This window comes from Flavobacterium sp. 316 (assembly GCF_000967805.1).
GTDB lineage: Bacteria > Bacteroidota > Bacteroidia > Flavobacteriales > Flavobacteriaceae > Flavobacterium > Flavobacterium sediminilitoris.
Map to the genome: position 1 here is coordinate 26,704 of NZ_JYGZ01000002.1, position 22,104 is coordinate 48,807.

Here is a 22,104-nt window from a genome sequence, read left to right on the forward strand (position 1 = left end):
AAAAAATAGTTAAACCTAATGTCAAAATTATAAAGATTGACATTAGGTTATTTTTTTCTTTGTAACTTTGTTCACTATAATTTAATAAAGAAACAATGTTTGGCATAGGTGGAGGCGAACTTATCATAATAATATTAATTGCAATTATGATTTTTGGTTCAAAAGGAATTCCTGATGTAGCTAGATTTATGGGTAAAACTATGGCTCAATTAAAAAATGCTACTAATGAAATTAAAAACGAAATTCAAAATAGCACAACAGATTCGGGTATAGATTTGAATTCTATAACTGGCGGTATTTCAGATGAAATAAATAAAGCAAAAGAAGGAATAAATAATACAGTTAATCCATTGAAGGATATAACTACGGATATACAAAACCCAATTCAGGAAGTTAAAGAAGATATTGAAAACTTATCTGGACCTATCAAAAGACAATTTTAATCTTGGAACAAATTATTACACTAGATAAAGAACTATTAGTATTTCTTAACGGTTTAGGCTCAGAATCCTTTGATACCTTTTGGTTACAAATAACAAAGCAGCTCAATTGGACGCCTTATTTTGTTATTTTGTTATTAATTCTACAAAAGAAAATTGGCTGGAAAAATCTAGGAATAGTATTATTATTTATAGCTTTATTAATTACTTTTACAGATCAAATTACAAATCTTTTTAAATACTCTTTTCAACGCTTAAGACCATGTAATGATCCTGAAATTAATACCATTATTAGAGTTGTTAAAACAAGTAATTCGTATAGTTTCTTTTCAGGACATGCTTCAAATTCTACAGCAACTATGACTTTTATTTTCTTGATTTTAAGACAATACTATAAGTATGCTTTTGTTGTATTCTTTTTCCCTTTAATCTTTGCTTATAGTAGAATATATCTTGGACTGCATTTTCCTATTGATATCTTAACAGGTTACTTTTTTGGAGCTTTATTTGGAACTGTTTTTTATAAAGGATATTCAATATATTTAAAAAGAAGTAGAAAATAAAATGAGAATAGTTAGTAGAAATTATAGAACTCTACTAACTGTTAACCCATCTCTAATTGGTAATAAAACGGATTCTACTCTAATATCATTGTTTAGTAGTTCATTATACTCAACAAGTATCTTGGTGCTAATATCTTTAGGATCTAGTTCTTCAATTACTTTTCCGCTCCAAAGTACATTGTCAGATAAAATAATTCCGCCTTTATTCATCATTGGGATTATTATATTAAAATAATTAATGTAATTTTCTTTATCCGCATCAATAAAAACTAAGTCAAATTTTTTATTTAGATTAGGAATAATATCTAATGCATTTCCCAGATGTTGAAATATTTGATTTTTCCATTCCGAAGCATCAAAATACTTTTTTTGAAAATCAAAAAGTTCTTCATTAACATCAATAGTATCAATGGTTCCTTCTTTTTTTAAACCTTCAGCTAAACATAGAGTAGCATAACCTGTATAAGTACCAATCTCTAAAATGGAATTAGGATTAATAATTTTAGATAACATACTTAATACTCTACCTTGAAAATGTCCACTTAACATTCTAGGTTGTAAAATTTTTTGATATGTTTCTCTATTGAGTTTTGCTAACAGTTCTGGCTCGTTCTGGCTATGATTAGCAACATAATTTTCTAAATCTTCTGATATAAAATGCATCTTAATTTTGAGTTTTAAAATATCATTCAAAGTTATCAAAATATTTTTTGTAGTTTTCAATAAATTTCAAGATTATAGATGAGTAAACCAATTTATATAATAGGAACAGGACTTTCCCATAACGGTTCGGCTGTCTTGTTAAAAAAACGGTCATGTATGTGTAGCTATAGAAAAAGAAAGAATTGCTAGAATAAAGCATGATGGAGGAAATGATTCGCAAGCCGTTCAATATTGTTTAGATGCAGAAGGAATAACGTTAAAGGATATTGATTTAGTAGTACAGTGCGAAAACTTTAATATACCAAAACGTGATTATTTTAAAGAGAAAAGACTTTTTTTAAATACAGAAGAACCAAAAATTGCAACAGGTGGAAGCACTTGTTTTGGTAAAAAAATAGTCAAAAAGGAATAGATGATTTTAGTAGATAAAACAAAAAAAGAACACCTTAATAGTTTGAAAAATGTAACGCACTGTAATGGATCTGCAAGAGTACAAACCGTTGATGGAACTTGGAATCCTAGATTTTCAAAATTATTAGTAGCATTCCACAAAGAAAGTGAAATTGCAGTGTTGTTAAATACAAGTTTAAACAGAAAAGGGATGCCTATTGTAGAAACACCTCAAGAAGCATTACAACTATTCAAAGAAACAGCCTTAGATATATTAGTATTAGAAAATACTGTTTTGAAGAAGAAATAGCTTAAATTTTTATACCAATTTGAAAAATATTTATCCATAATTTTCTTTTACCTTTGCACCATGCAAACGACGAAAAAAGACATAAGAGCTTTAACTAAAGAGCAATTACGAGATTTCTTTGTCTCTAATGATGATAAAGCATTTAGAGGAAATCAAGTATATGAATGGTTGTGGAGTAAAAGAGCACATTCTTTTGAAGATATGACAAATATTTCAAAAGAAACTAGAAACATGCTTGAGGCTAATTTTGTAATCAATCATATAAAAGTTGATACAATGCAACGCAGTGAAGATGGAACCGTTAAAAATGCTGTCCGTTTGCACGATGATTTAATTGTAGAATCAGTTCTAATTCCAACAAAAACAAGAACAACAGCATGTGTTTCTAGTCAAGTAGGTTGTAGTTTAGATTGTAATTTTTGTGCAACAGCTCGTTTAAAAAGAATGAGAAACCTTGAGCCAGGAGAAATTTACGATCAAGTAGCAGCAATTGATAATGAAAGTAGATTGTATTATGATAGACCATTATCTAATATTGTTTTTATGGGAATGGGAGAGCCATTGATGAATTACCCAAACGTAATGAAAGCAATAGACATGATAACTTCTCCTGAAGGATTAGGGATGTCTCCAAAACGAATTACTGTTTCTACTTCTGGTGTTTCCAAAATGATAAAAAAAATGGCAGATGATGAAGTGAAATTCAAATTGGCTGTTTCGCTTCATTCTGCAATTGAAGAAACCAGGAATAATATAATGCCTTTTACAAAGAGCTTTCCTTTAACAGATTTAAGAGAAGCATTAGAATATTGGTATAAAAAAACAAAGAGTAAAGTAACTTATGAATATGTGGTTTGGAAAGGAATAAATGATGATAAAAAATCAATTGATGCCTTAGTGAAATTTTGCAAATATGTACCTTGTAAAGTAAACCTTATTGAATATAATCCTATTGATGATGGAGAATTTCAACAAGCTTCAGAACAAGCAACCGAAAACTATATTGAAGCACTAGAAAAAAATGATATTATAGTTAAAGTTAGGAGAAGTAGAGGAAAAGATATTGATGCTGCTTGTGGACAATTGGCAAATAAAACTTAAGATAATTAATTTTCTTGGAGATAATTTTATAATATCAAACGTGGTTATTGTAAAACAAAAGAGAATGTCACTTCCATCTAGATGAAACAAATAGAGAAGGCTTTGTTTTAAAACAAAGTTTTAGCTATTTTTGGAGCATAAATGAAAATCGTAGAGCAAATAAAACAACCTATTTTTGTAGAAATGGAACTTTTCGAAAAAAAGTTCCGTGAATCAATGTCTTCAAAAGTAGCGCTACTTAATAGAATTACTCATTATATAGTAAACCGAAAAGGAAAACAAATGCGACCAATGTTTGTTTTCTTAACCGCAAAAATGGTTGCTAATAATAATGATGTAAATGAACGCACATATCGTGGTGCTTCAGTGATCGAACTTATCCATACAGCAACTTTAGTTCATGATGATGTTGTAGATGATAGTAATAAACGTAGAGGTTTTTTCTCAATAAATGCACTCTGGAAAAATAAAATTGCAGTATTAGTTGGTGATTATTTATTGTCAAAAGGCTTATTGCTTTCCATAGATAATAACGATTTTGATTTATTGAAAATAATTTCAGTAGCTGTTCGTGAAATGAGCGAAGGAGAATTATTGCAAATTGAAAAAGCACGTAGATTAGATATAACAGAAGATGTTTATTATGAAATAATCCGTCAAAAAACAGCCACACTTATTGCCGCTTGTTGTTCACTTGGAGCATGTTCAGTAGTTCCAGAAAACGGAGAACTAGTAGAAAAAATGCGAAAATTTGGCGAACTAATTGGAATGGCTTTTCAAATAAAAGATGACTTATTTGACTATACAGATGATGCAATTGGTAAACCAACAGGAATTGATATTAAGGAACAAAAAATGACACTTCCTTTGATTTATGCATTAAATAATTGTACTACTAAAGAAAAAAACTGGGTAATTAATTCAGTAAAAAATCATAATAAAGACAAAAAGAGAGTTCGAGAAGTAATTCAATTTGTAAAAGACAAAAACGGATTAGCTTATGCTGAACAAAAAATGATTCAATTCCAACAAGAAGCATTATTGCTTATTCAAAACTTCCCTTCATCACCATATAAAGATTCTCTTATTTTAATGGTGAATTATGTTATTGAACGTAAAAAATAATTTTTTTAAATAATTTTTTAGTTTCTATACAACCTTTTAAAAAAACATCTCGTCTATATAAATAGAAAGCGGTTCTAAAATCAGAATTTAATTTCTAAAAAATAAATGAAGGTAATAGACTTACATAGAGAAGAAAAACAAGTAATAGAGCAAGCGGTCTTAAATAACAGACAAGCGCAACATCAATTGTATACTAAGTTTTCTCCTAAGATGTTAGGTGTGTGTCGTCAATATATTAAAGACATTCATCATGCTGAAGATGTAATGATTACAGCTTTTATGAAAGTATTTACCAATCTGAAAAAGTTTGAACACAAAGGTAGTTTTGAAGGTTGGATGAGAAAAATAATGGTCAATGAGTGTATTGATTTTATTAGAGTAAAGAAGAACGTGTTTAATCATCAAGAAATAGAAAATATTATTTTATCTGAGAATGAAGATAGCTTTGAAATAGACGCTTTTTCAGCAGATGATATTCAAATGTTAATTGATAATTTACCTGATGGTTATCGAATGATATTTAACCTTTACGCAATAGAAGGTTATAAGCACAATGAGATTGCAAAAATGCTCAGGATAAGTGAAGGTACATCAAAATCACAATTATCACATGCTAGAAAAATGCTTCAAGAACAAGTTAATCTATTAAAAAGAAAACAAAATGGCACCAAATAAAATAGAACATAAAATAAAAGAAAAATTAAGTTCAAGAGAAATAAAACCATCAGAACAAGCTTGGGATAGATTGGATGCAATGCTTTCTGTTAAAGAAAATAAGAAAAAAAAGAGTTTTTCATGGTTGTATATTGCCGCTACATCTTTAGTTTTTTTAACAATCGGATTTTGGCTTTATGATCAAAACAATACAACTGTAACTACTAATGATATAAAAATTGTAACTAATGAAAAAGATATTGATACAGTTAAAGATGAAACAAAACAAATAATAGATAACATCTTAATAAAAGAAAAAGAAGCTTTAGCAGAAATAAATAATGATAAACAATCTCAAAAATTTATTACTAAAGAAAATAGAAGTAAAAACGAAAGCCAAGTAGAGGAAATAGTAAAAATAGAAGAAGCAAAAATTGTTCAAAATGACAAAATAGAGCAAATTAATCAAGATGAGGTAAAGCGAATCAATGTCAAAAATAAATACATAAGTGGTGAAACCTTGCTGGCAAGTGTAGAAAATAGAAAAGTTGAAATAAAACAACAACCTCAAACTAATAAAAATATTGAATCTAACTTAAAAGTAGATGCATCATTGTTACTCACATCAACAGAGAAAGAACTGAATGAAGAATATAAAGAAACAACTTTAGATAGACTGACAAGAAATTTTAAACAAGTAAAAACAGCTGTAGCTAATAGAAACTACGAATAAATCATCATTAAAAATCATCAATCAAAAAGCGAAAAATTATGCAAAAAATTATTTTTTACACAGTAATCACGTTAGTTGCTTTTGTAACTAATTTAAAAGCTCAAACAGCAGACATATCTAAAAATTCAGAAGATTGGTCTTATAGAGAAACAGTTGATGGAAGTTATCGAATGGGTTCTGATACAAGTACCGAATTTAGCAATCAAAATGTTTTAACAATTAAGTCAATTAAAAAAGATATTAAAGGCTTTGGAAACATAATGCAAACAATTCAACCAGATTTATATCTAGGAAAGACAATTAAAATGTCTGGTTATGTTAAAAGTGAAGATGTGAAATCTTGGGCTGGACTTTGGATGCGTGTAGATTTTTACAAAGAAAAAGTTTTGGCTTTTGATAATATGCAAAATAGAGCTATTAAAGGAACAACAGATTGGATAAAATATGAGGTTGTTTTATTTGTTCCCAATGATGCAACTTCAATTTCTTATGGTGTTTTGTTGCATGGAAAAGGACAAATATGGTTTAAAGATGTGATAATTGAGGTTGTTGAAGAAATTGTTCAAGAGACTGGTACAATTAAAGGTAGGGAGCAAAAGCCTATTTCATTTGAAATTCGAGCAAAACAAATTGGAGATCAAATTGCTTCGATAACTAATGAAGAAAAAAACGCTTTAAAAGTTGAAATAGATAAAATAGACAATCAGGTTAGTGAAGGAACTCTTTCTAAAAATGAAGCAGATGAACTAAAATTAAAAAAAGCCAAAGAAAGAGCAAAAAATATTGAATCTAAAGTAGCTGTTCAAGAAGAAAAATTAAATCAATTAATTCAAGATAAAATTGACGGAAAAATTTCTGATAATAATGAAAAGTCAAAAAGAGGAGGTACAAGTATTGTCTTTGGGTCAAGCCCAGATAGTATAGGTGAATTCCACAGACAAATAAACCTTTCTTCTATGAAAGTTTATAATGGTGCAGATGATTTTATAAAAAAACAATCTAAAAGAACTACATCTCAATTTGTATTTGCTTTAGGGTTAAATAATTTAATCACTGAAGGAGAAAATATTGAAAATTCAGATTTTCGTGTTGCAGGTTCACATTTTTATGAATGGGGTTTGACGTACAACACTAGAATTCTTAAAAATGCTAATTTATTACATGTAAAATATGGATTGTCAGTAATGTATAATAATCTTCGTCCAACAAATAACAGGTTCTTTGTTAAAAATGGTAATCAAACAGAATTGCAAATTGCAGCAGTTGATTTAAAAGAATCAAGGTTGCGAAATGTACAATTGGTTTTTCCACTACATTTAGAATTTGATTTTACACCTAAAAAACTTTCAGAAGACGGAAAGACTTATTTCAGAACACATAACTCTTTTAGGGTTGGTCTAGGAGGTTATGGAGGTTTTAATATTAAGTCAAAACAAATTACCAAATATGAATTAGACGGTGATAAAATTAAAGATAAGCAAAAAGGAGATTTTAATACATCAAACTTCGTGTACGGGTTGAGTACTTATGTTGGATATAAAGCTACTAGTCTTTATGTTAAATACGATATCAATCCACTATTTAAAAATAATACAGTAGATCAAAATAATATTTCTTTAGGAATTCGTTTTGATTTTAATTAAAACAAAAAGGAAGTTTAAAGTTTAAACATCTTTAATACAATAAATTTGGGTTAGTTGTATGCGTTAAATGCTTCTTATGTGTAAGAGGCATTTTTTATTAATGATAAATTGATATAATAATCTGTATAATAACAATTTCATAATCTCATAGGAAGATTCTGATAAAGCTAGAATGATAGCTTTGAAGAACTAAAAAAAACAAACTGCTATGAGAAAGAATATACTATTAACAGGACTTTTAATAAGTACATTTTTAAGCTTTTCTCAATCTAACTTTGGAATTATAACCAAAGACAATTGGATAGAAAGCTGGACAAATTTCAACCCTAAAAAACAAGAATATAAAGAAACTAATAAAACATTAGCTGGAACAATCACAGAAAACACAACACTTTCAAATAGATACACATATTTATTACATGGAGTTGTATATGTAACGAATAATGCAGTTTTAACAATAGAACCTGGAACCGTAATAAGAGGAGATTACGAAACGTGTGGAACATTAGTAATTACTAAAGGAGCAAAAATAGAAGCAAACGGATCACCAGGATTTCCAATAGTATTTACAACAAATAAAGATACATACACAAGAAGACCAGGAGATTGGGGAGGCATAATAGTAATGGGAGATGCACCTGTGAATAATTTTGGAGGAATAGGAATTTTAAAATTCGATTTAAATCCTCAATACAATGTTTATGGAGGAAAGAACACAGAAAGCGATTCAGGAGTGTTAAATTATGTAAGAATTGAATATTCAGGAAGAAAATTGAGTGCAAAAAAAGAACTAAATGGACTTTCGTTTGCAGGAGTAGGAAACAAAACAATCATAAAAAACATTCAAGTAAGTTACTGCAATGATGATTCATTCGAATTCTATGGAGGAAACGTTACGCTAGAAAAATTAATCTCATTTAGAGCAACAGATGATGATTTTGATTTTACTCAAGGTGTACAATCAAAAATAAATAATAGTATTGCAATTCGCAATCCGTATTCTTCCGATTTTCAAGGATCTAGATGTTTCGAAATTGATTCTTATGACGATTATGATCGATTTGACCCTAATGCAAATAAAACAAAAATTCAAGCCGAAAACATAACATTAGTAAATTTAGAGGATAATGCTCAAGGATTAATTAAAGAATCTATTTTCTTAAATAAAGACAGCTATTTAACGTTTACAAATAGTATTGTATATGGATTTGAAGATTTCTTAGTAGTTAAAAACCAATTAGTAACAGAAGAATTTGAAGAGCTTGTAAAACTTAAAAATATAATAATTGCACATTGTAAAAATACTTTTGCAACTCAAAATGAAAGAAAAATAGAAGATGTAGAAAACAGATATAACCTTTCAAAAAACAATATAAAAGTTGTTGATGGAGGAATTAATGAGTTTTTTAGAAATGTAGATGTAGACGGAGAACCTGATTTTAAGTTTATAAAAATAGAGAAAAGTACTGAAAATGTGGTAACAAAGTAATTAGGTATAATACAGAATAAGAATTAAGGCATTTTTTTTATTAAAAGTGCCTTTTTTTGCAGTTTACAAGTTTGTATCTTTGACCACTAAATAAAAAACTTTGATATCAAAATCTACCATAGAAAATGTATTTGAAACAGCTCGTGTAGAGGAGGTTATAGGTGATTTTGTACAATTAAAACGCTCAGGAAGTAATCTTAAAGGATTAAGCCCATTTGTAGATGAAAAGTCACCCTCATTTATGGTTTCTCCAGTAAAACAAATTTGGAAAGATTTTTCATCAGGAAAAGGAGGAAATGTAGTAACATTTTTAATGGAACACGAACATTTTACATATCCTGAAGCTATAAAATTTTTAGCAAAAAAATATAACATTGAAGTTGAAGAAACAGTTCAAACTAATGAAGATTTGGCTGTGGCTAATGAAAAAGAAAGTATGTATTTGGTTTCCGAATTTGCAAATAAATTTCTTAATCATACACTATTAGAAACGGATGAAGGAAAAGCAATAGGATTAACATACTTTAAAGAGAGAGGGTTTACATTAGAAACTATTAAAAAATTTAGTTTAGGATATTCACCAAACTCTTGGGATGCTTTTACAAAAGAAGCTTTAGGGAAAGGATATAAATTAGAATTCCTTGAAAAAACAGGATTAACTATTGTAAAAGAAGATAAACAATTTGATCGCTTTAAAGGCAGAGTAATGTTTCCTATTCAAAGCATGAGTGGTCGTGTTTTAGGATTTGGAGGACGAATTTTAACTAATGATAAAAAAGCAGCGAAATATGTTAATTCACCAGAAAGTGAAATTTATCATAAAAGCAAAGTGCTTTATGGAATTTATCATGCAAAACAAGCAATTGCCAAACAAGATAATTGTTATTTAGTTGAAGGATACACAGATGTAATTCAATTTAACCAAGCAGGAATTGAAAACGTAGTAGCTTCTTCTGGAACAGCTTTAACGCCAGATCAAATACGATTAATAAGTCGTTTAACAAAAAATATTACTGTTCTTTTTGATGGAGATGCAGCAGGATTAAGGGCTTCAATTAGAGGAATAGATTTAATATTAGAAGCAGGTGTAAATGTGAGAGTTTGTGCTTTCCCAGATGGAGAAGATCCAGATAGTTTTGCAAAGAAAACACCTTACGATAAATTAGTGTTATTCTTAGAAGAAAATGCTAAAGATTTTATTCAGTTTAAAGCTTCATTGTTAATGAAAGAAGCTAAAAACGATCCAATTAAAAAAGCCGACTTAATTAGAGATATGGTAATAAGTATCTCAAAAATTCCAGATAGAATTAAGAGGGAAGTTTACTTGCAAGAATGTTCAAGAATTATGGATATTTCTGAAGAAGTCTTATTTAATACTTTAGCTCAATTAGATAAAAAGGAATTAACAGAAACAAATAAAAAATTCAAGGAAGAACAAAAAGCATTTCAGGTTCACAAAAATGAAAATGCAGCTTCAAATGCTAAAATTGACATTCAAAATGAACTTGAAAGAAAAATAATTGAAATGTTATTACTCTACGGAGATTCAATAGAAGATTTTGAAGATGTAATGATAAAAACAAATGAAGAAGGAGATTTTATTGAAGTAAAAGAAACAAATCCTTACAAAGTATATCAACGAATTTATTTGAGCTTGCAAGAAGACGAAATAGAATTAGCAAACCCTATATTTCAAGCTATTTATACTAATCTAATTAACTATTACCATCAAAATGAGAGTTTTGAGATGGAAAAATACATCATGCAATTAGATAATGAAATTGCACAAGAGGTTACTTCCATTTTAATGAATGAAGAAAGAGAAGTTCTGCATAATTGGGAATCACAACAGATAATTGTGAAACAAAAAGACAAAACAATAGCACAATATGTCACCGAAACAATACTAACATTAAGATGGTATTGGGTAAATAAAATTATAGAAGAACTAAAAACAGAAATGTCAACTCAAAACAGAGATGACAATTCGGAAACATTATCTATGGTAATGGACTATCTTGGTCTTACCAATATGTTTTCTAAAAAATTGGGTAGAGTAATGAGTCGATACTCTTAAATAATATCTAAACTTTTAGCCTTACTTAATAAGTCAACTAAATTAGTAACATTTAATTTCGCTAATAAACGAAGTTTATATGTACTAATCGTTTTTTCATCTAAGTCTAAAATTTCCGCAATTTCTTTATTCTTTTTACCATCATTTAAATAACGAAGTACTTCTACTTCTCTTGTTGATAATTTCTTATAAAGACGATCTGTCTTCTTTCCTTTATTTAAAAGATCAATACTTCTTTTTACAGCGTCACTAAAAATGACAATACCCTGATTTACTTTATAGATAGCATTTTCTAAATCTTTTAAAGGATTAGATTTTAAAATATAAGCAGAAACTCCAGCCTTAATAGCTGTTGGCGCGTACATCTTTTCAGAAACAGAAGTGAAAAGAATAATTTTGGATTCAGAAAAATCTTTTAAAAGATTTTTAATATCCCTTATACTTGATATTCCATCTAGTTCAATATCTAATAAAATTACATCAACGGTTTTGGACTGTAAAATAGTAGTGAGGTCATCTAGTTTAGTCGCAGTCGCAACAATTTCTATAGCAGCATTAGCGCTGAAATAAGATTTAATTCCTTGTATTACAACAGGATGGTTATCAGCAACACAAATTTTTATCATACCTTTAGTGTTAAATTTAACAAAAAAACTGATTTATTATCAAAGTTAGTGAAAAAAAAGTAAATACTTGTTAATTAATTTAATAATATATTTAAATCTGCTTTAAAATTTTGGGAATTATACATACTGGAATAGGAATCATTTTATGTTGGTTAATAGTGTTTAGTCGAGTGTAGATGCTAAAAACAGTAGCTTGTCTGCCAGAAAAATCATCTTCTGTCTTCCCTTTTTCAGATTCTAACATTGCCCATTCTAATTCTTCATAATTAGCACCTATTTGATCCTCATCGCTTCTGTCATCGCCAAACAATCCATCTGTAGGTTTTGCTTTTAGAATGCTTTCAGGAACGTGTAAATATTTTGCTAACAATCTAACTTCGCTTTTCATTAAATCAGCAATTGGACTTAAATCAACACCACCATCACCATATTTGGTAAAAAAACCAACACCAAAATCTTCGATTTTATTACCTGTTCCAGTAACCAATAAACCATGAATTCCAGCAAAATAATATAATGTAGTCATTCTTAATCGTGCTCTTACATTGGCTAAAGATAAGTTTAAAACAGCTTCGTTTTCGGAAGAAGTAACTTGATGTTTAAAAGTTTCAAAAACAGGAGTCAAATCAGCACGCTCATTAGTAACGTTTGAAAAGCGACTTTTTAATTGATTAATATGCTCATTTGCTCTATTTACATGGCTTTCAGCCTGATGAATTGGCATTTCTACACAAAGTGTTGGTAAACCAGTTTGAGCACATAGTGTAGATGTTAATGCACTATCAATTCCTCCAGATATTCCTACAACAAAACCTTTCACTTTTGCATTGGTTGCGTAATCGAGTAACCATTTTACAATATGTTGATTGATTTTTTCTGCATTGAAACTATTTGAATTTGTCATTTTTTTAAGAAAATTTAGTAACGTATACTGTATATTTGCGTTTTCATTTTTCAGGAATTTCAGATTCCTTAAATTTTTATAAAATTATAAAAAATACCTTATATGAAGAAGTTTTTCATTTTTTCATTTTTCATTCTATTATTCTCTTGTAAAGAAGAAGATAAAACGGAAGAAAAAGTAGCTGAAATTCCAGTAAAATTCAACATAGAGCGTTTTGATAAACTGTTTTATGAGTCAAAGCCAAGTGATTTAGAGTCAATAAAAAATCAATATCCTTTTTTGTTTCCTAGTGGAAATCATGATACTGTTTGGACAAATAAGCTATCTGATCCATTACTTCAAAAATTGTATGGAGAAGTAATTAATAAATATTCTGAAACAAATAAGCTAGAAGATGAATTAAGTGATTTTTTTAAACGAGTACAATATTATTTTCCAAAATACAATACACCTAGGGTAATTACATTAATAAGTGAAGTGGATAGAGAAGCAAAAGCAATTTATGCAGATTCAATTGCTTTAATTTCATTAGATTGTTATTTAGGGAAAGATCATCCTTTTTATTCAGATTTTCCAGATTATCAAAGAATTACTTTTGAAGAAAATCAAATATTACCTGATTTAGTTTCTAGTTTTTGTTATGGAAAAATAGCAAGTCCAAAGGATAGAAATTTCTTGTCATTAATTATATATCATGGTAAGGAATTGTATATGAAAGATAAATTAATACCAAATGTTTCTGAAGCTAATAAAATAGCATATACAGAACAACAATTAGCTTGGTGTAAAGAAAATGAATATCAAATATGGAGTTATTTTATAGATAATAAATTACTGTATGATTCAAATGTTAAAAATGAATTTAGATTTATAAACGAAGCTCCGTTTTCTAAATTTTATCAGGATATTGATGCGGAATCTCCAGGTAGAGTAGGACAATGGATTGGTTGGCAAATTGTTCGTAGTTATATGGAAAATAATGATATTTCGTTAAGCGAATTATTAGTAACAGATGCTAAAACAATTTTTGAAAATTCTAAATATAAACCTAGTAAATAATGACAAATAGTACATCTGAAATTAAATTCTTAGTAGAATTAGATGAAAATAGAGTTCCTGAAAAATTAACTTGGACAGCGCAAGACGGTGGTGTGGATCATGAAGAAGCAAAGGCAATGATGGTTTCTTTATGGGATTCAAAAGCACAAGAAACATTACGAATAGATCTTTGGACAAAAGATATGCCTGTTGATGAAATGAAATTGTTTTTTCATCAAACGCTTGTGGCAATGTCAGATACATTTCAGCGAGCAACAAACGATGAGAAAATGTCAGCTACAATGAAAGATTTTTGCGATTATTTCGCAGAAAAAATGGAGCTTAAATAAAAAGGGAGAATTTAAAATTCTCCCTTTTTATTTATTTAACAAATCGATTATAATTTGAAATTACATTACTGTATTTGTAATTAATGTCTCGATAATCATTGTCAGATATGGCTCCATCTCTTTTTGCTTTTCTAATGCTTCCAAGCATCGTTTCGATTTCATCGTAGAAATCGGTAAAAGAATCTAGTTTGTTTTGTTCTTTTAACTTCTCTTGATTTATTTCTTTGCTCGTTTTTACTCTTTCTTCTAATGTAGAATATGCTTTTTCTATTACCTCTATTGGTGTTGTCTCTTCGGCTACTTGAACTATCATTTCGTCTACTATTTTTAAGGTTTTTTTAGTATGTAAAATGGCATCTTTTATAGGATGATTTTCTAAAATCTTTTCTTCAGCACTTGAAACATTGTCATCAATTATTTTAAGAAATTCATCTCTGTTTTTATAAAAGGCTACAGTGTTTTTGTCTATATCACTTAAAAATTGGCTTCCTTTTTCCCAATTGTCGTCTTTGTAGTCTTCATTAACGAAATATTTTTTAAACTCTTCGTAAGTGTTTTTTGTTGCTGTAAACGATTCAGACATTTCTAAGATTAAGGGTTTTATTTTAGCAGCAAGAGCATCATCTAAATAAAATTCGGGTTTCATAAGATCCACTTGGTTTGTTCCATATCCTACAGTTGTTGATGTTTTTAAGCCAGTGAACGCAATCCAAGTTAATATGGTGTTCGATTTTTGTTTGGTTGTAACCATTTTTTCAAACTTGCTGTAGTCATTATTTAAAAGATTATCGATCTTTTTAGAAGTGCTAGAATCGTACTCAATAAAAGCATTGTAATAGCTAATTACTTTATTAGCACTTTCGTTTGTATCTGCTTCATTCGTAGTTTCAAACAGGTTTCCGCTTGGAGAGGTAGAATCGTTTTTACATGCCAATAGCGTGCTAAATAGCAAAGCACTTAGGATGATTTTTTTCATAGTATATAAATTGTTATTTTGTTTGACGTAGTAAATATACTATTAAAAAATAAAACAGAATTAAAAAGGCTCTTTTTTGAATTCGGAATTAATTTGGTCTATAAAAGCTAATAATTCATCTCTTCCAATTCCTTCTGATGACGAAGTTATAAAATGTTGAGGCATTTCTTCCCAACCGTTCGCCATGACTTTCTTTTTATAAGCGGCTACATTTTGTTGAGCTTTTACTTTGCCTATTTTGTCAGCTTTTGTGAAAATAATACAAAATGGAACTTCTGTTTCTCCTAAATAATTAATAAACTCTAAATCTATTTTTTGAGCTTCTAAGCGAATGTCAATTAGTACAAAAGCACAAACTAGTTGTTGTCTTTTTTCAAAATAATCAGTAATAAATTGTTGAAAAACCTCTTTTGTTTTTTTAGAAACTCTCGCATATCCATATCCTGGTAAATCGACTAAAAACCAATTTAAATTAATTTTAAAGTGATTGATTAATTGTGTTTTTCCAGGTTTTCCTGATGTTTTGGCTAAGTTTTTATGATTGGTTAGCATGTTGATAAGAGAAGATTTCCCTACATTCGATCTGCCAATAAATGCATATTCTGGTAAAGGTTCGTTAGGACATTTACTTACATCAGAATTACTAATTATGAACTCAGCGCTTGTTATTTTCATTTTGTTTAAACTGAAATTCCCCAAATAGGGGAATTATTATATGTTATTTTTAACTAACCAATGATATAATAATCTATTGAACTCATCTGGATGTTCCATCATAGCAGCATGACCACATTTATCAATCCAAAATAGTTCAGAATTAGGGAGTAATTTGTCAAATTCTTCAGCAACCTCGGGAGGTGTTACTTTGTCATTTTTTCCCCAAATTATACAAGTAGGTATTTTCATTTTAGGTAAATCATTACCCATATTATGCCTTATTGCGCTTTTTGCAATAGTTAGCGTTTTAAGTAATTTAATTCGGTCATTTACAGTCGCAAAAACTTCATCTACAATTTCTTTTGTAGCTATTTCTGGATTGTAAAAAACATCTTCACTTTTCTTTTTAATGTATTCATAATCACCACGTTTAGGATAGCTTTCGCCCATTCCGCTTTCGTATAAACCAGAGCTTCCTGTGATAACTAACCCTTTCATTAATTCAGGATACATTTTTGCATGATATAAAGCAATATGACCACCTAGTGAGTTTCCTAATAAAATTACTTTATCAAATCCTTTATGGATAATAAAATCTTTTACAAATTTAGAAAAAGCCTTCACATTGGTTTTCAGTATATTTTGAGTGTATAATGGTAGCTCAGGAATAACAACTTTGTACCCTTTTTCAGGAAAAAAAGTAGCAACAGCATCAAAGTTGCTTAAGCCACCCATTAAACCATGTAATACTATTATTGGGGTACCTTCTCCAGATTCAAAATAGGTGTATTTCTTTTCTTTCTTTAGCATAAAATTAACTTCAAATTTATTTCTGAAATTTTCACAAATATAACATTTTATACAGGAATAAAAAGGAATTGAAAAAACTATTTCTAAAGAGCGTTTTTTGGACTTAAAATGATTCTAAATGATTAATTTTCAGCATTTTCTTATTAAAAAAAGAATTTTCAACTGTTTGAATTTGTTTTATAAAATATTTGCCAGCTATTAATTTTAGTAATAAAAGCGAAAAATGTGCAAAAAAGTTACTTGTTAAAGTGGAAAAACTTATTAACAAAGTGGTAGTAAGTGGTATAAAGTGGTAAAAAATTTCTAAATTTGTATAGAATTTAATCCTATAAGAGTAAATTGAGTACAATAATTGGAACATATGAATGTAAAGTAGATGCAAAAGGAAGGTTAATGCTTCCAGCTTCTCTAAAGAAACAATTAGGTTCTTTGGAAGATGGTTTTGTGTTAAAACGTTCTGTTTTTCAACCTTGTTTAGAATTGTATCCAATGGATGAATGGAATAAAATGATGCAGAAAATCAACAAGTTAAATCGATTTGTAAAAAAGAATAATGATTTTATTCGTCGATTTACTGCTGGCGTTAAAATGATAGAAATTGATGCAACAGGAAGAGTGTTGATTCCAAAAGATTTAGTTGTTTTTGCAAAAATTGACAAAGATATAGTGTTGTCTTCAGCAGTAAATATTGTTGAAATTTGGGATAAAGATTTGTATGAAAATACAATTGAAAATGCAGCAGACGATTTTGCTGATTTAGCTGAAGAAGTAATGGGTAATTTAATTGATGATGGAGATGGAATATCATAATCCGGTTTTGTTAAAGGAAACAGTGGATGGTTTAAATATTAAACCAAATGGCATTTATGTAGATGTTACGTTTGGTGGCGGTGGACATTCTAAAGAAATTATGTCTCGTTTAGGAGAAGAAGGAAGATTGATTGCTTTTGATCAAGATGAAGATGCTTTGAATAATGCTTTAAAAGATGATCGTTTCTTATTGATAAACGAAAATTTTAGAAACATAAAAAGATTTCTTCGTTTTCATGGAATAAAAAAAGTAGATGGAATTTTAGCAGATTTAGGTGTTTCGTCTCATCAATTTGATGTTGCAGAAAGAGGATTTTCTACTCGATTTGATGCTGAATTAGATATGAGGATGAACCAAAAAGGAGATATAAGTGCTTTTCATGTAGTAAATGAATATGATGAACAAGATTTGAAACGAGTTTTTTTAGATTATGGAGAACTTAAAAATGGAGGAGCTATGGCTAATGTAATTGTTATGGCTCGTAAGGATAAACAAATAAAAGATTCTGAACATTTAAAGCAAGTTTTGGCTCGTTTTTTACCAGGACACAAGAGTAATAAAATATTAGCACAAATATATCAGGCTATTAGAATAGAGGTAAATCAAGAAATGGAAGTTTTAAAAGAATTTTTAGAACAATCATTAGAAATACTAGAAACAGGAGGAAGATTAAGCGTTATTTCATATCATTCTTTAGAAGATAGATTGGTAAAAAGATTTATGAAAAACGGAATGTTTGAAGGAGAGCCAGAACGTGACTTCTTTGGGAATTTTGAAGTGCCATTTAAAAGTATTGAAAAACTAATTATCCCAACAGCAGAAGAAATAGCAGTAAATAATAGAGCAAGAAGTGCAAAACTAAGAGTAGCAGAGAAAAAATGAGAATGAAAAATAGTATATACAGTTTATTAAAAGCAAAATTTCTTGTAAGTGATGATGCCTTAAAGAACTGGAAATTTATTGTTTTTCTAATTTTTTTAGCGATGATAATGATTGCAAATAATCATAGATATGATGCTAAAAATTATAGAATCACAGAGCTAACAAATAAAGTAAAAGAGCTTCGTTCGGAATTTGTAGATAGACGTTCGGAATTGATGAAATTGAAGATGGAATCTACTGTCGCAAAAAAAATGGAACAAAGAGATATTTTTCCATCTAATGTTCCACCTACAAAGATTATTGTAAAAACTAAAAAAGAAGAAGATAAAAGTTTTATAGATAAACTAAAAATATGGCAGTAAAAGAGAAAAATAGTAACTACCGTATGTACTTAGTAGCTTTCACAATGTTTGTGATGGCTGTTTTTATTATAATAAAACTCAATAATATTCTATGGGTTGAAGGAGATTATTATAGAAAATTAGCAAAAGAAAGAACCGTTAAAAACTTCACAATTCCTGCAAATAAAGGAAATGTATATTCATCAGATGGAAGTTTATTAGCGACTTCAATTCCAGAATATACTATCCGATTCGATGCATTATCACCTACAAAGGAAAACTTTAATGAAAATATAAAAGCATTAAGTGATTCTTTATCTATTATGTTTGGGAAAAGTACAGGACATTACCAAGCAGAATTGCAAAAAGCTAGAGCTAATAAAAACAGATATTATTTAATAGCAAGAAAATTAAGTTATACAGATTATATGCGTATAAAAAGTTTTCCGCTATTTAATAAAGGAGCATATAAAGGAGGAATTATTGTAGAGCAAAAAACAGTGAGAGAACATCCTATAGGTCTTATTGCACAACGGACAATTGGTTATGAACGTTCAAATAGTGATGGAAAAGGATTAGAATTTGCATTCAGACAATATATAAATGGTGAAAACGGACATAGAATGATGCAGAAAATTGCAAAAAGTCAGTGGAAACCAATAAATGATAATAATGAATTAGAACCTCAAGATGGTTATGATATTATTTCAACAATAGACGTTTACATTCAAGATATTGCTCATCATGCATTGTTAAAACAATTAGAGTATTATGAAGCAGACCACGGATGTGTAGTGGTAATGGAAACAGTAACAGGTGAAATAAAAGCAATTTCAAATTTAGGAAGAGCAAAAGATGGCTCATATTATGAGACACAAAATTACGCTGTTGCTGAAACACAAGAACCAGGATCTACTTTCAAAATAATGGACTTAATAGCTTTGCTTGATGATAAAAAAGTAGATACAAGTAAGGTTTATGACACGCGTGGAGGAGTAATTGAATTCTATAAAAAGAAAGTAAGAGATTCTAAAAAAGGAGGTTATGGAAAAATCTCATTAGCAAGAGGGTTTGAAGTTTCTTCAAATACAGTAGTTGTTCAGGCTGTTTATGATGCATATAAAGACAATCCAAAACAATTTGTGGATAGAATTAATAGTTATGGATTAAATAAACCACTAGGCTTACAACTTATAGGTGAAGGAAAGCCTATAATTCCACAACCAGGAACTAAAAGTTGGTCTGGAACAACATTACCTTGGATGGCATTTGGATATAACTTAGCTATGACGCCTTTACAAACTTTAACATTGTATAATGCAGTAGCAAATAACGGTGTAATGGTAAAACCACTTTTTGTAAAAGAAATTAAAGAGTGGAATAAAACAATAATAAAATATGACACTGAAATAATAAATCCAAAAATAGCATCAGATGAGGCTTTATCGCAAGTAAGGGCTATTTTGGAAAACGTAGTAAAAAGAGGAACAGGTGCAAAACTATATTCTAAAGATTTTTCAATGGCAGGAAAAACAGGAACAGCGCAAGTAAATTATCGAGATAAATCAAAATTATTTTATTCATCATCTTTTGCAGGATATTTTCCAGCTACAAATCCAAAATATTCTTGTATTGTAGTTGTTCATAAGCCAAATGTTTCTGCGGGTTATTATGGTGTTGACGTAGCAGGACCTGTTTTTAAAAGAATTGCACAAAAAATTTATACAGATTCTCCTCCAACAAATCATATAAAAGATTTTGATGGAAAAATAAATATAACAGAAAAAAGCTATAACGCTTATTATAAACAAGTACAATCTAATACTTCTTCTGTGCCAAATGTAAAAGGAATGAATGGAATGGATGCTGTAGCATTATTAGAAACATTGGGAGCAAAAGTAAATGTAATTGGTATTGGTAAAGTAAAGAATCAATCCGTTAAAGCAGGAGAAAAAATAAAAAAGAATCAAATAATAACACTAGAGTTATCATGAAGATCTTAAAAGACATATTATATAAAGTAAGAATAGAAGCTGTAAAAGGAACAACAGATATTGCAGTTAATAAAATAGAATTCGACTCTAGAAAAATAGAGTTGAACGATGTTTTTGTGGCAATAAAAGGAACACTTTCAGACGGACATGATTATATAGAAAAGGCATTAAGTCAAGGAGCAACAGCTATAATTTGTGAAGATTTTCCTAAAGTGATAGTTAATGGTGTTACTTATATTAAAGTAGTCAGTTCAAATGAAGCTTTAGCATTTATAGCAGCAAATTATTTCGAAAACCCTTCTGCAAAATTAAAATTAGTAGGAATTACAGGAACAAACGGAAAAACCACAATAGCTTCTTTATTATTTCAATTATTTAAAAATGCAGGATATAAAGTAGGGTTACTTTCAACTGTGAAAATAATGGTTAATGAAATAGAATATAAAGCAACACATACAACTCCAGATTCGTTAATGATTAATTATTATTTAAACGAAATGGTTGAAATAGGTTGTGAATTTTGTTTTATGGAAGTGAGTTCACATGGTATTCATCAAAAAAGAACAGAAGGATTACAGTTTCAAGGTGGTGTTTTTACAAATCTATCTCATGATCATTTAGATTACCATAAAACATTTGCAGAATATAGAGATGTTAAAAAAGTTTTCTTTGATAATCTACCAAAAACAGCTTTTGCTATTTCAAATGTAGATGATAAAAATGGAGCAATTATGTTCCAAAATACCAAAGCTAAAAAAATAACATACGCTTTAAAATCATATGCTGACTATAAAGCACAAATACTAGAAAATCAATTCACAGGATTATTATTAAAAATAAATAATCATGAAGTATGGACAAAACTAATAGGGTCTTTTAATGCGTATAACTTATTAGCAATATTTGCAACAGCAATAGAATTAGGACTTGAAGAACAAGAAGCATTACGATTAATCTCTGCATTAGAAAGTGTTTCAGGACGTTTTCAATATATCGTTTCCGAGCAAAAAATCACAGCTATTGTAGATTATGCTCACACACCAGATGCATTAGAAAATGTATTGAAAACAATAGATGATATTCGTACAAAAAACGAGCAGTTAATCACAGTTGTAGGTTGCGGAGGAGATAGAGACAAAACGAAAAGACCGATAATGGCACAAATTGCCTCTGAGCTAAGCACAAAAGTAATTTTTACTTCAGATAATCCAAGAACTGAAAACCCAGAATCGATTATTGAAGAAATGGAAAAAGGAGTAGAACCACAAAATTTTAAAAAAACGGTTTCAATTGTAGATCGAAAACAAGCAATTAAAACAGCTTGTCAATTAGCAAACTCTAACGACATTATATTAATTGCAGGAAAAGGACACGAAACATATCAAGAAATTAATGGTGTTCGTCATGATTTTGATGATTTAAAAACAGTTGTAGAGCTATTAGAAAAATTGAACAAATAAATAATAAACAAACAAAATCGAATCGCTAAAATAATTATAATAAAGATTTGGATTTTGAATTTAAATA

Annotated in this window: 23 protein-coding genes and 1 pseudogene; 18 read left to right on the forward strand and 6 right to left on the reverse strand. The window is 29.0% G+C overall.

Annotated features, from left to right (window positions below; translation table 11 throughout):
- The first annotated feature begins 95 nt into the window (after positions 1–95).
- Positions 96–443, forward strand: a complete 348-nt coding sequence (locus tag SY27_RS03780) for a twin-arginine translocase TatA/TatE family subunit (protein WP_045967501.1) — start codon at positions 96–98, stop codon at positions 441–443.
- Positions 443–1,003 (forward strand): phosphatase PAP2 family protein, encoded by a 561-nt coding sequence (locus tag SY27_RS03785; RefSeq protein WP_045967502.1) that lies wholly within the window; start codon positions 443–445, stop codon positions 1,001–1,003. Before SY27_RS03780 ends, SY27_RS03785 begins: the two co-directional genes overlap by 1 nt.
- A 21-nt stretch (positions 1,004–1,024) precedes the next feature.
- On the opposite strand, the gene SY27_RS03790 is transcribed toward SY27_RS03785, so the two are convergent.
- Positions 1,025–1,666, reverse strand: coding sequence for an O-methyltransferase (locus SY27_RS03790; protein ID WP_045967503.1), 642 nt, complete (start codon positions 1,664–1,666; stop codon positions 1,025–1,027).
- A gap of 160 nt (positions 1,667–1,826) precedes the next feature.
- Here SY27_RS03790 and SY27_RS19265 point away from each other — a divergent pair.
- From SY27_RS19265 to dnaG, 9 genes and pseudogenes are all read left to right on the forward strand, one after another.
- Positions 1,827–2,078, forward strand: a pseudogene (locus SY27_RS19265) (carbamoyltransferase N-terminal domain-containing protein); the annotation flags it as partial.
- Entirely contained in the window at positions 2,079–2,366 is a 288-nt protein-coding gene (locus SY27_RS03795; RefSeq protein ID WP_045967504.1) for a carbamoyltransferase C-terminal domain-containing protein, read from the forward strand. It begins immediately after the preceding pseudogene.
- 60 nt (positions 2,367–2,426) lie between these two features.
- The gene (gene rlmN, locus SY27_RS03800; RefSeq protein WP_045967505.1) at positions 2,427–3,467 is read left to right on the forward strand and encodes a 23S rRNA (adenine(2503)-C(2))-methyltransferase RlmN; all 1,041 of its coding nucleotides are present in this window, start codon (positions 2,427–2,429) and stop codon (positions 3,465–3,467) included.
- A 141-nt stretch (positions 3,468–3,608) separates the two neighbouring features.
- Positions 3,609–4,592, forward strand: coding sequence for a polyprenyl synthetase family protein (locus SY27_RS03805; protein WP_045967506.1), 984 nt, complete (start codon positions 3,609–3,611; stop codon positions 4,590–4,592).
- A 105-nt stretch (positions 4,593–4,697) separates the two neighbouring features.
- A complete protein-coding gene (locus SY27_RS03810; RefSeq protein WP_045967507.1) occupies positions 4,698–5,267 on the forward strand; it encodes an RNA polymerase sigma factor in 570 nt (189 codons plus the stop codon).
- The gene (locus SY27_RS03815; RefSeq protein ID WP_045967508.1) at positions 5,254–5,979 is read left to right on the forward strand and encodes a hypothetical protein; all 726 of its coding nucleotides are present in this window, start codon (positions 5,254–5,256) and stop codon (positions 5,977–5,979) included. Before SY27_RS03810 ends, SY27_RS03815 begins: the two co-directional genes overlap by 14 nt.
- A 38-nt stretch (positions 5,980–6,017) precedes the next feature.
- Positions 6,018–7,622 carry a hypothetical protein gene (locus SY27_RS03820; RefSeq protein WP_235270886.1) on the forward strand — a complete coding sequence of 535 codons (1,605 nt, stop codon included), beginning with the start codon at positions 6,018–6,020 and terminating at the stop codon, positions 7,620–7,622.
- Between the two features lie 208 nt (positions 7,623–7,830).
- Positions 7,831–9,111: a hypothetical protein gene (locus SY27_RS03825; protein ID WP_045967509.1), complete on the forward strand. Its 1,281-nt coding sequence runs from the start codon at positions 7,831–7,833 to the stop codon at positions 9,109–9,111.
- A 100-nt stretch (positions 9,112–9,211) separates the two neighbouring features.
- Complete coding sequence (gene dnaG / locus SY27_RS03830; protein ID WP_045967510.1) at positions 9,212–11,188, forward strand: DNA primase; 1,977 nt, start codon at positions 9,212–9,214, stop codon at positions 11,186–11,188.
- Here the strand turns inward: dnaG and SY27_RS03835 are convergent.
- Both SY27_RS03835 and nadE read right to left on the reverse strand, forming a co-directional pair.
- Positions 11,185–11,814, reverse strand: coding sequence for a response regulator transcription factor (locus tag SY27_RS03835; RefSeq protein WP_045967511.1), 630 nt, complete (start codon positions 11,812–11,814; stop codon positions 11,185–11,187). The two genes, dnaG and SY27_RS03835, sit on opposite strands and share 4 nt — an antisense overlap.
- A gap of 91 nt (positions 11,815–11,905) precedes the next feature.
- Positions 11,906–12,718, reverse strand: coding sequence for an NAD(+) synthase (gene nadE / locus SY27_RS03840; protein WP_045967512.1), 813 nt, complete (start codon positions 12,716–12,718; stop codon positions 11,906–11,908).
- Between the two features lie 102 nt (positions 12,719–12,820).
- On the opposite strand from nadE, the gene gldB reads away from it, so the two are divergent.
- Both gldB and gldC read left to right on the forward strand, forming a co-directional pair.
- A complete protein-coding gene (gene gldB, locus SY27_RS03845; RefSeq protein WP_045967513.1) occupies positions 12,821–13,777 on the forward strand; it encodes a gliding motility lipoprotein GldB in 957 nt (318 codons plus the stop codon).
- Positions 13,777–14,106, forward strand: coding sequence for a gliding motility protein GldC (gene gldC / locus SY27_RS03850; protein WP_045967514.1), 330 nt, complete (start codon positions 13,777–13,779; stop codon positions 14,104–14,106). The genes gldB and gldC overlap by 1 nt, the downstream gene beginning before the upstream one ends.
- A 31-nt stretch (positions 14,107–14,137) precedes the next feature.
- Here gldC and SY27_RS03855 read toward each other — a convergent pair whose 3' ends face one another.
- The 3 genes from SY27_RS03855 to SY27_RS03865 are packed head-to-tail and all read right to left on the reverse strand — an operon-like array spanning position 14,138 to position 16,549.
- Positions 14,138–15,082 carry a DUF3829 domain-containing protein gene (locus SY27_RS03855; RefSeq protein WP_152640697.1) on the reverse strand — a complete coding sequence of 315 codons (945 nt, stop codon included), beginning with the start codon at positions 15,080–15,082 and terminating at the stop codon, positions 14,138–14,140.
- 60 nt (positions 15,083–15,142) lie between these two features.
- Positions 15,143–15,757, reverse strand: coding sequence for a ribosome biogenesis GTP-binding protein YihA/YsxC (gene yihA / locus SY27_RS03860; RefSeq protein WP_045967516.1), 615 nt, complete (start codon positions 15,755–15,757; stop codon positions 15,143–15,145).
- A gap of 36 nt (positions 15,758–15,793) precedes the next feature.
- Positions 15,794–16,549, reverse strand: a complete 756-nt coding sequence (locus tag SY27_RS03865; RefSeq protein ID WP_045967517.1) for an alpha/beta fold hydrolase — start codon at positions 16,547–16,549, stop codon at positions 15,794–15,796.
- Between the two features lie 339 nt (positions 16,550–16,888).
- Between SY27_RS03865 and mraZ the strand changes: the two genes are divergently transcribed.
- The 5 genes from mraZ to SY27_RS03890 are packed head-to-tail and all read left to right on the forward strand — an operon-like array spanning position 16,889 to position 22,037.
- Entirely contained in the window at positions 16,889–17,359 is a 471-nt protein-coding gene (gene mraZ / locus SY27_RS03870) for a division/cell wall cluster transcriptional repressor MraZ (RefSeq protein WP_082084300.1), read from the forward strand.
- Positions 17,346–18,242, forward strand: coding sequence for a 16S rRNA (cytosine(1402)-N(4))-methyltransferase RsmH (gene rsmH, locus SY27_RS03875; RefSeq protein ID WP_045968246.1), 897 nt, complete (start codon positions 17,346–17,348; stop codon positions 18,240–18,242). Before mraZ ends, rsmH begins: the two co-directional genes overlap by 14 nt.
- Positions 18,243–18,244: 2 nt before the next feature.
- Positions 18,245–18,604 (forward strand): FtsL-like putative cell division protein, encoded by a 360-nt coding sequence (locus SY27_RS03880; RefSeq protein WP_045967518.1) that lies wholly within the window; start codon positions 18,245–18,247, stop codon positions 18,602–18,604.
- The gene (locus tag SY27_RS03885; protein ID WP_045967519.1) at positions 18,595–20,577 is read left to right on the forward strand and encodes a penicillin-binding protein; all 1,983 of its coding nucleotides are present in this window, start codon (positions 18,595–18,597) and stop codon (positions 20,575–20,577) included. Before SY27_RS03880 ends, SY27_RS03885 begins: the two co-directional genes overlap by 10 nt.
- The gene (locus SY27_RS03890) at positions 20,574–22,037 is read left to right on the forward strand and encodes a UDP-N-acetylmuramoyl-L-alanyl-D-glutamate--2,6-diaminopimelate ligase (protein WP_045967520.1); all 1,464 of its coding nucleotides are present in this window, start codon (positions 20,574–20,576) and stop codon (positions 22,035–22,037) included. Before SY27_RS03885 ends, SY27_RS03890 begins: the two co-directional genes overlap by 4 nt.
- The last annotated feature ends 67 nt before the right edge of the window (positions 22,038–22,104 follow it).

Excerpts from the sequence above, each read along its gene's own strand:
- SY27_RS03820 (WP_235270886.1), top strand. The coding sequence starts at position 6,018 with ATGCAAAAAATTATTTTTTACACAGTAATCACGTTAGTTGCTTTTGTA.
- SY27_RS03805 (WP_045967506.1), top strand. The coding sequence starts at position 3,609 with ATGAAAATCGTAGAGCAAATAAAACAACCTATTTTTGTAGAAATGGAA.
- SY27_RS03810 (WP_045967507.1), top strand. The coding sequence starts at position 4,698 with ATGAAGGTAATAGACTTACATAGAGAAGAAAAACAAGTAATAGAGCAA.
- SY27_RS03890 (WP_045967520.1), top strand. The coding sequence starts at position 20,574 with ATGAAGATCTTAAAAGACATATTATATAAAGTAAGAATAGAAGCTGTA.
- SY27_RS03885 (WP_045967519.1), top strand. The coding sequence starts at position 18,595 with ATGGCAGTAAAAGAGAAAAATAGTAACTACCGTATGTACTTAGTAGCT.
- SY27_RS03880 (WP_045967518.1), top strand. The coding sequence starts at position 18,245 with ATGAAAAATAGTATATACAGTTTATTAAAAGCAAAATTTCTTGTAAGT.
- gldC (WP_045967514.1), top strand. The coding sequence starts at position 13,777 with ATGACAAATAGTACATCTGAAATTAAATTCTTAGTAGAATTAGATGAA.
- SY27_RS03835 (WP_045967511.1), bottom strand. The coding sequence starts at position 11,814 with ATGATAAAAATTTGTGTTGCTGATAACCATCCTGTTGTAATACAAGGA.
- SY27_RS03855 (WP_152640697.1), bottom strand. The coding sequence starts at position 15,082 with ATGAAAAAAATCATCCTAAGTGCTTTGCTATTTAGCACGCTATTGGCA.
- SY27_RS03790 (WP_045967503.1), bottom strand. The coding sequence starts at position 1,666 with ATGCATTTTATATCAGAAGATTTAGAAAATTATGTTGCTAATCATAGC.
- SY27_RS03815 (WP_045967508.1), top strand. The coding sequence starts at position 5,254 with ATGGCACCAAATAAAATAGAACATAAAATAAAAGAAAAATTAAGTTCA.
- rlmN (WP_045967505.1), top strand. The coding sequence starts at position 2,427 with ATGCAAACGACGAAAAAAGACATAAGAGCTTTAACTAAAGAGCAATTA.
- SY27_RS03780 (WP_045967501.1), top strand. The coding sequence starts at position 96 with ATGTTTGGCATAGGTGGAGGCGAACTTATCATAATAATATTAATTGCA.
- yihA (WP_045967516.1), bottom strand. The coding sequence starts at position 15,757 with ATGAAAATAACAAGCGCTGAGTTCATAATTAGTAATTCTGATGTAAGT.
- nadE (WP_045967512.1), bottom strand. The coding sequence starts at position 12,718 with ATGACAAATTCAAATAGTTTCAATGCAGAAAAAATCAATCAACATATT.
- rsmH (WP_045968246.1), top strand. The coding sequence starts at position 17,346 with ATGGAATATCATAATCCGGTTTTGTTAAAGGAAACAGTGGATGGTTTA.
- SY27_RS03825 (WP_045967509.1), top strand. The coding sequence starts at position 7,831 with ATGAGAAAGAATATACTATTAACAGGACTTTTAATAAGTACATTTTTA.
- gldB (WP_045967513.1), top strand. The coding sequence starts at position 12,821 with ATGAAGAAGTTTTTCATTTTTTCATTTTTCATTCTATTATTCTCTTGT.
- SY27_RS03865 (WP_045967517.1), bottom strand. The coding sequence starts at position 16,549 with ATGCTAAAGAAAGAAAAGAAATACACCTATTTTGAATCTGGAGAAGGT.
- SY27_RS03795 (WP_045967504.1), top strand. The coding sequence starts at position 2,079 with ATGATTTTAGTAGATAAAACAAAAAAAGAACACCTTAATAGTTTGAAA.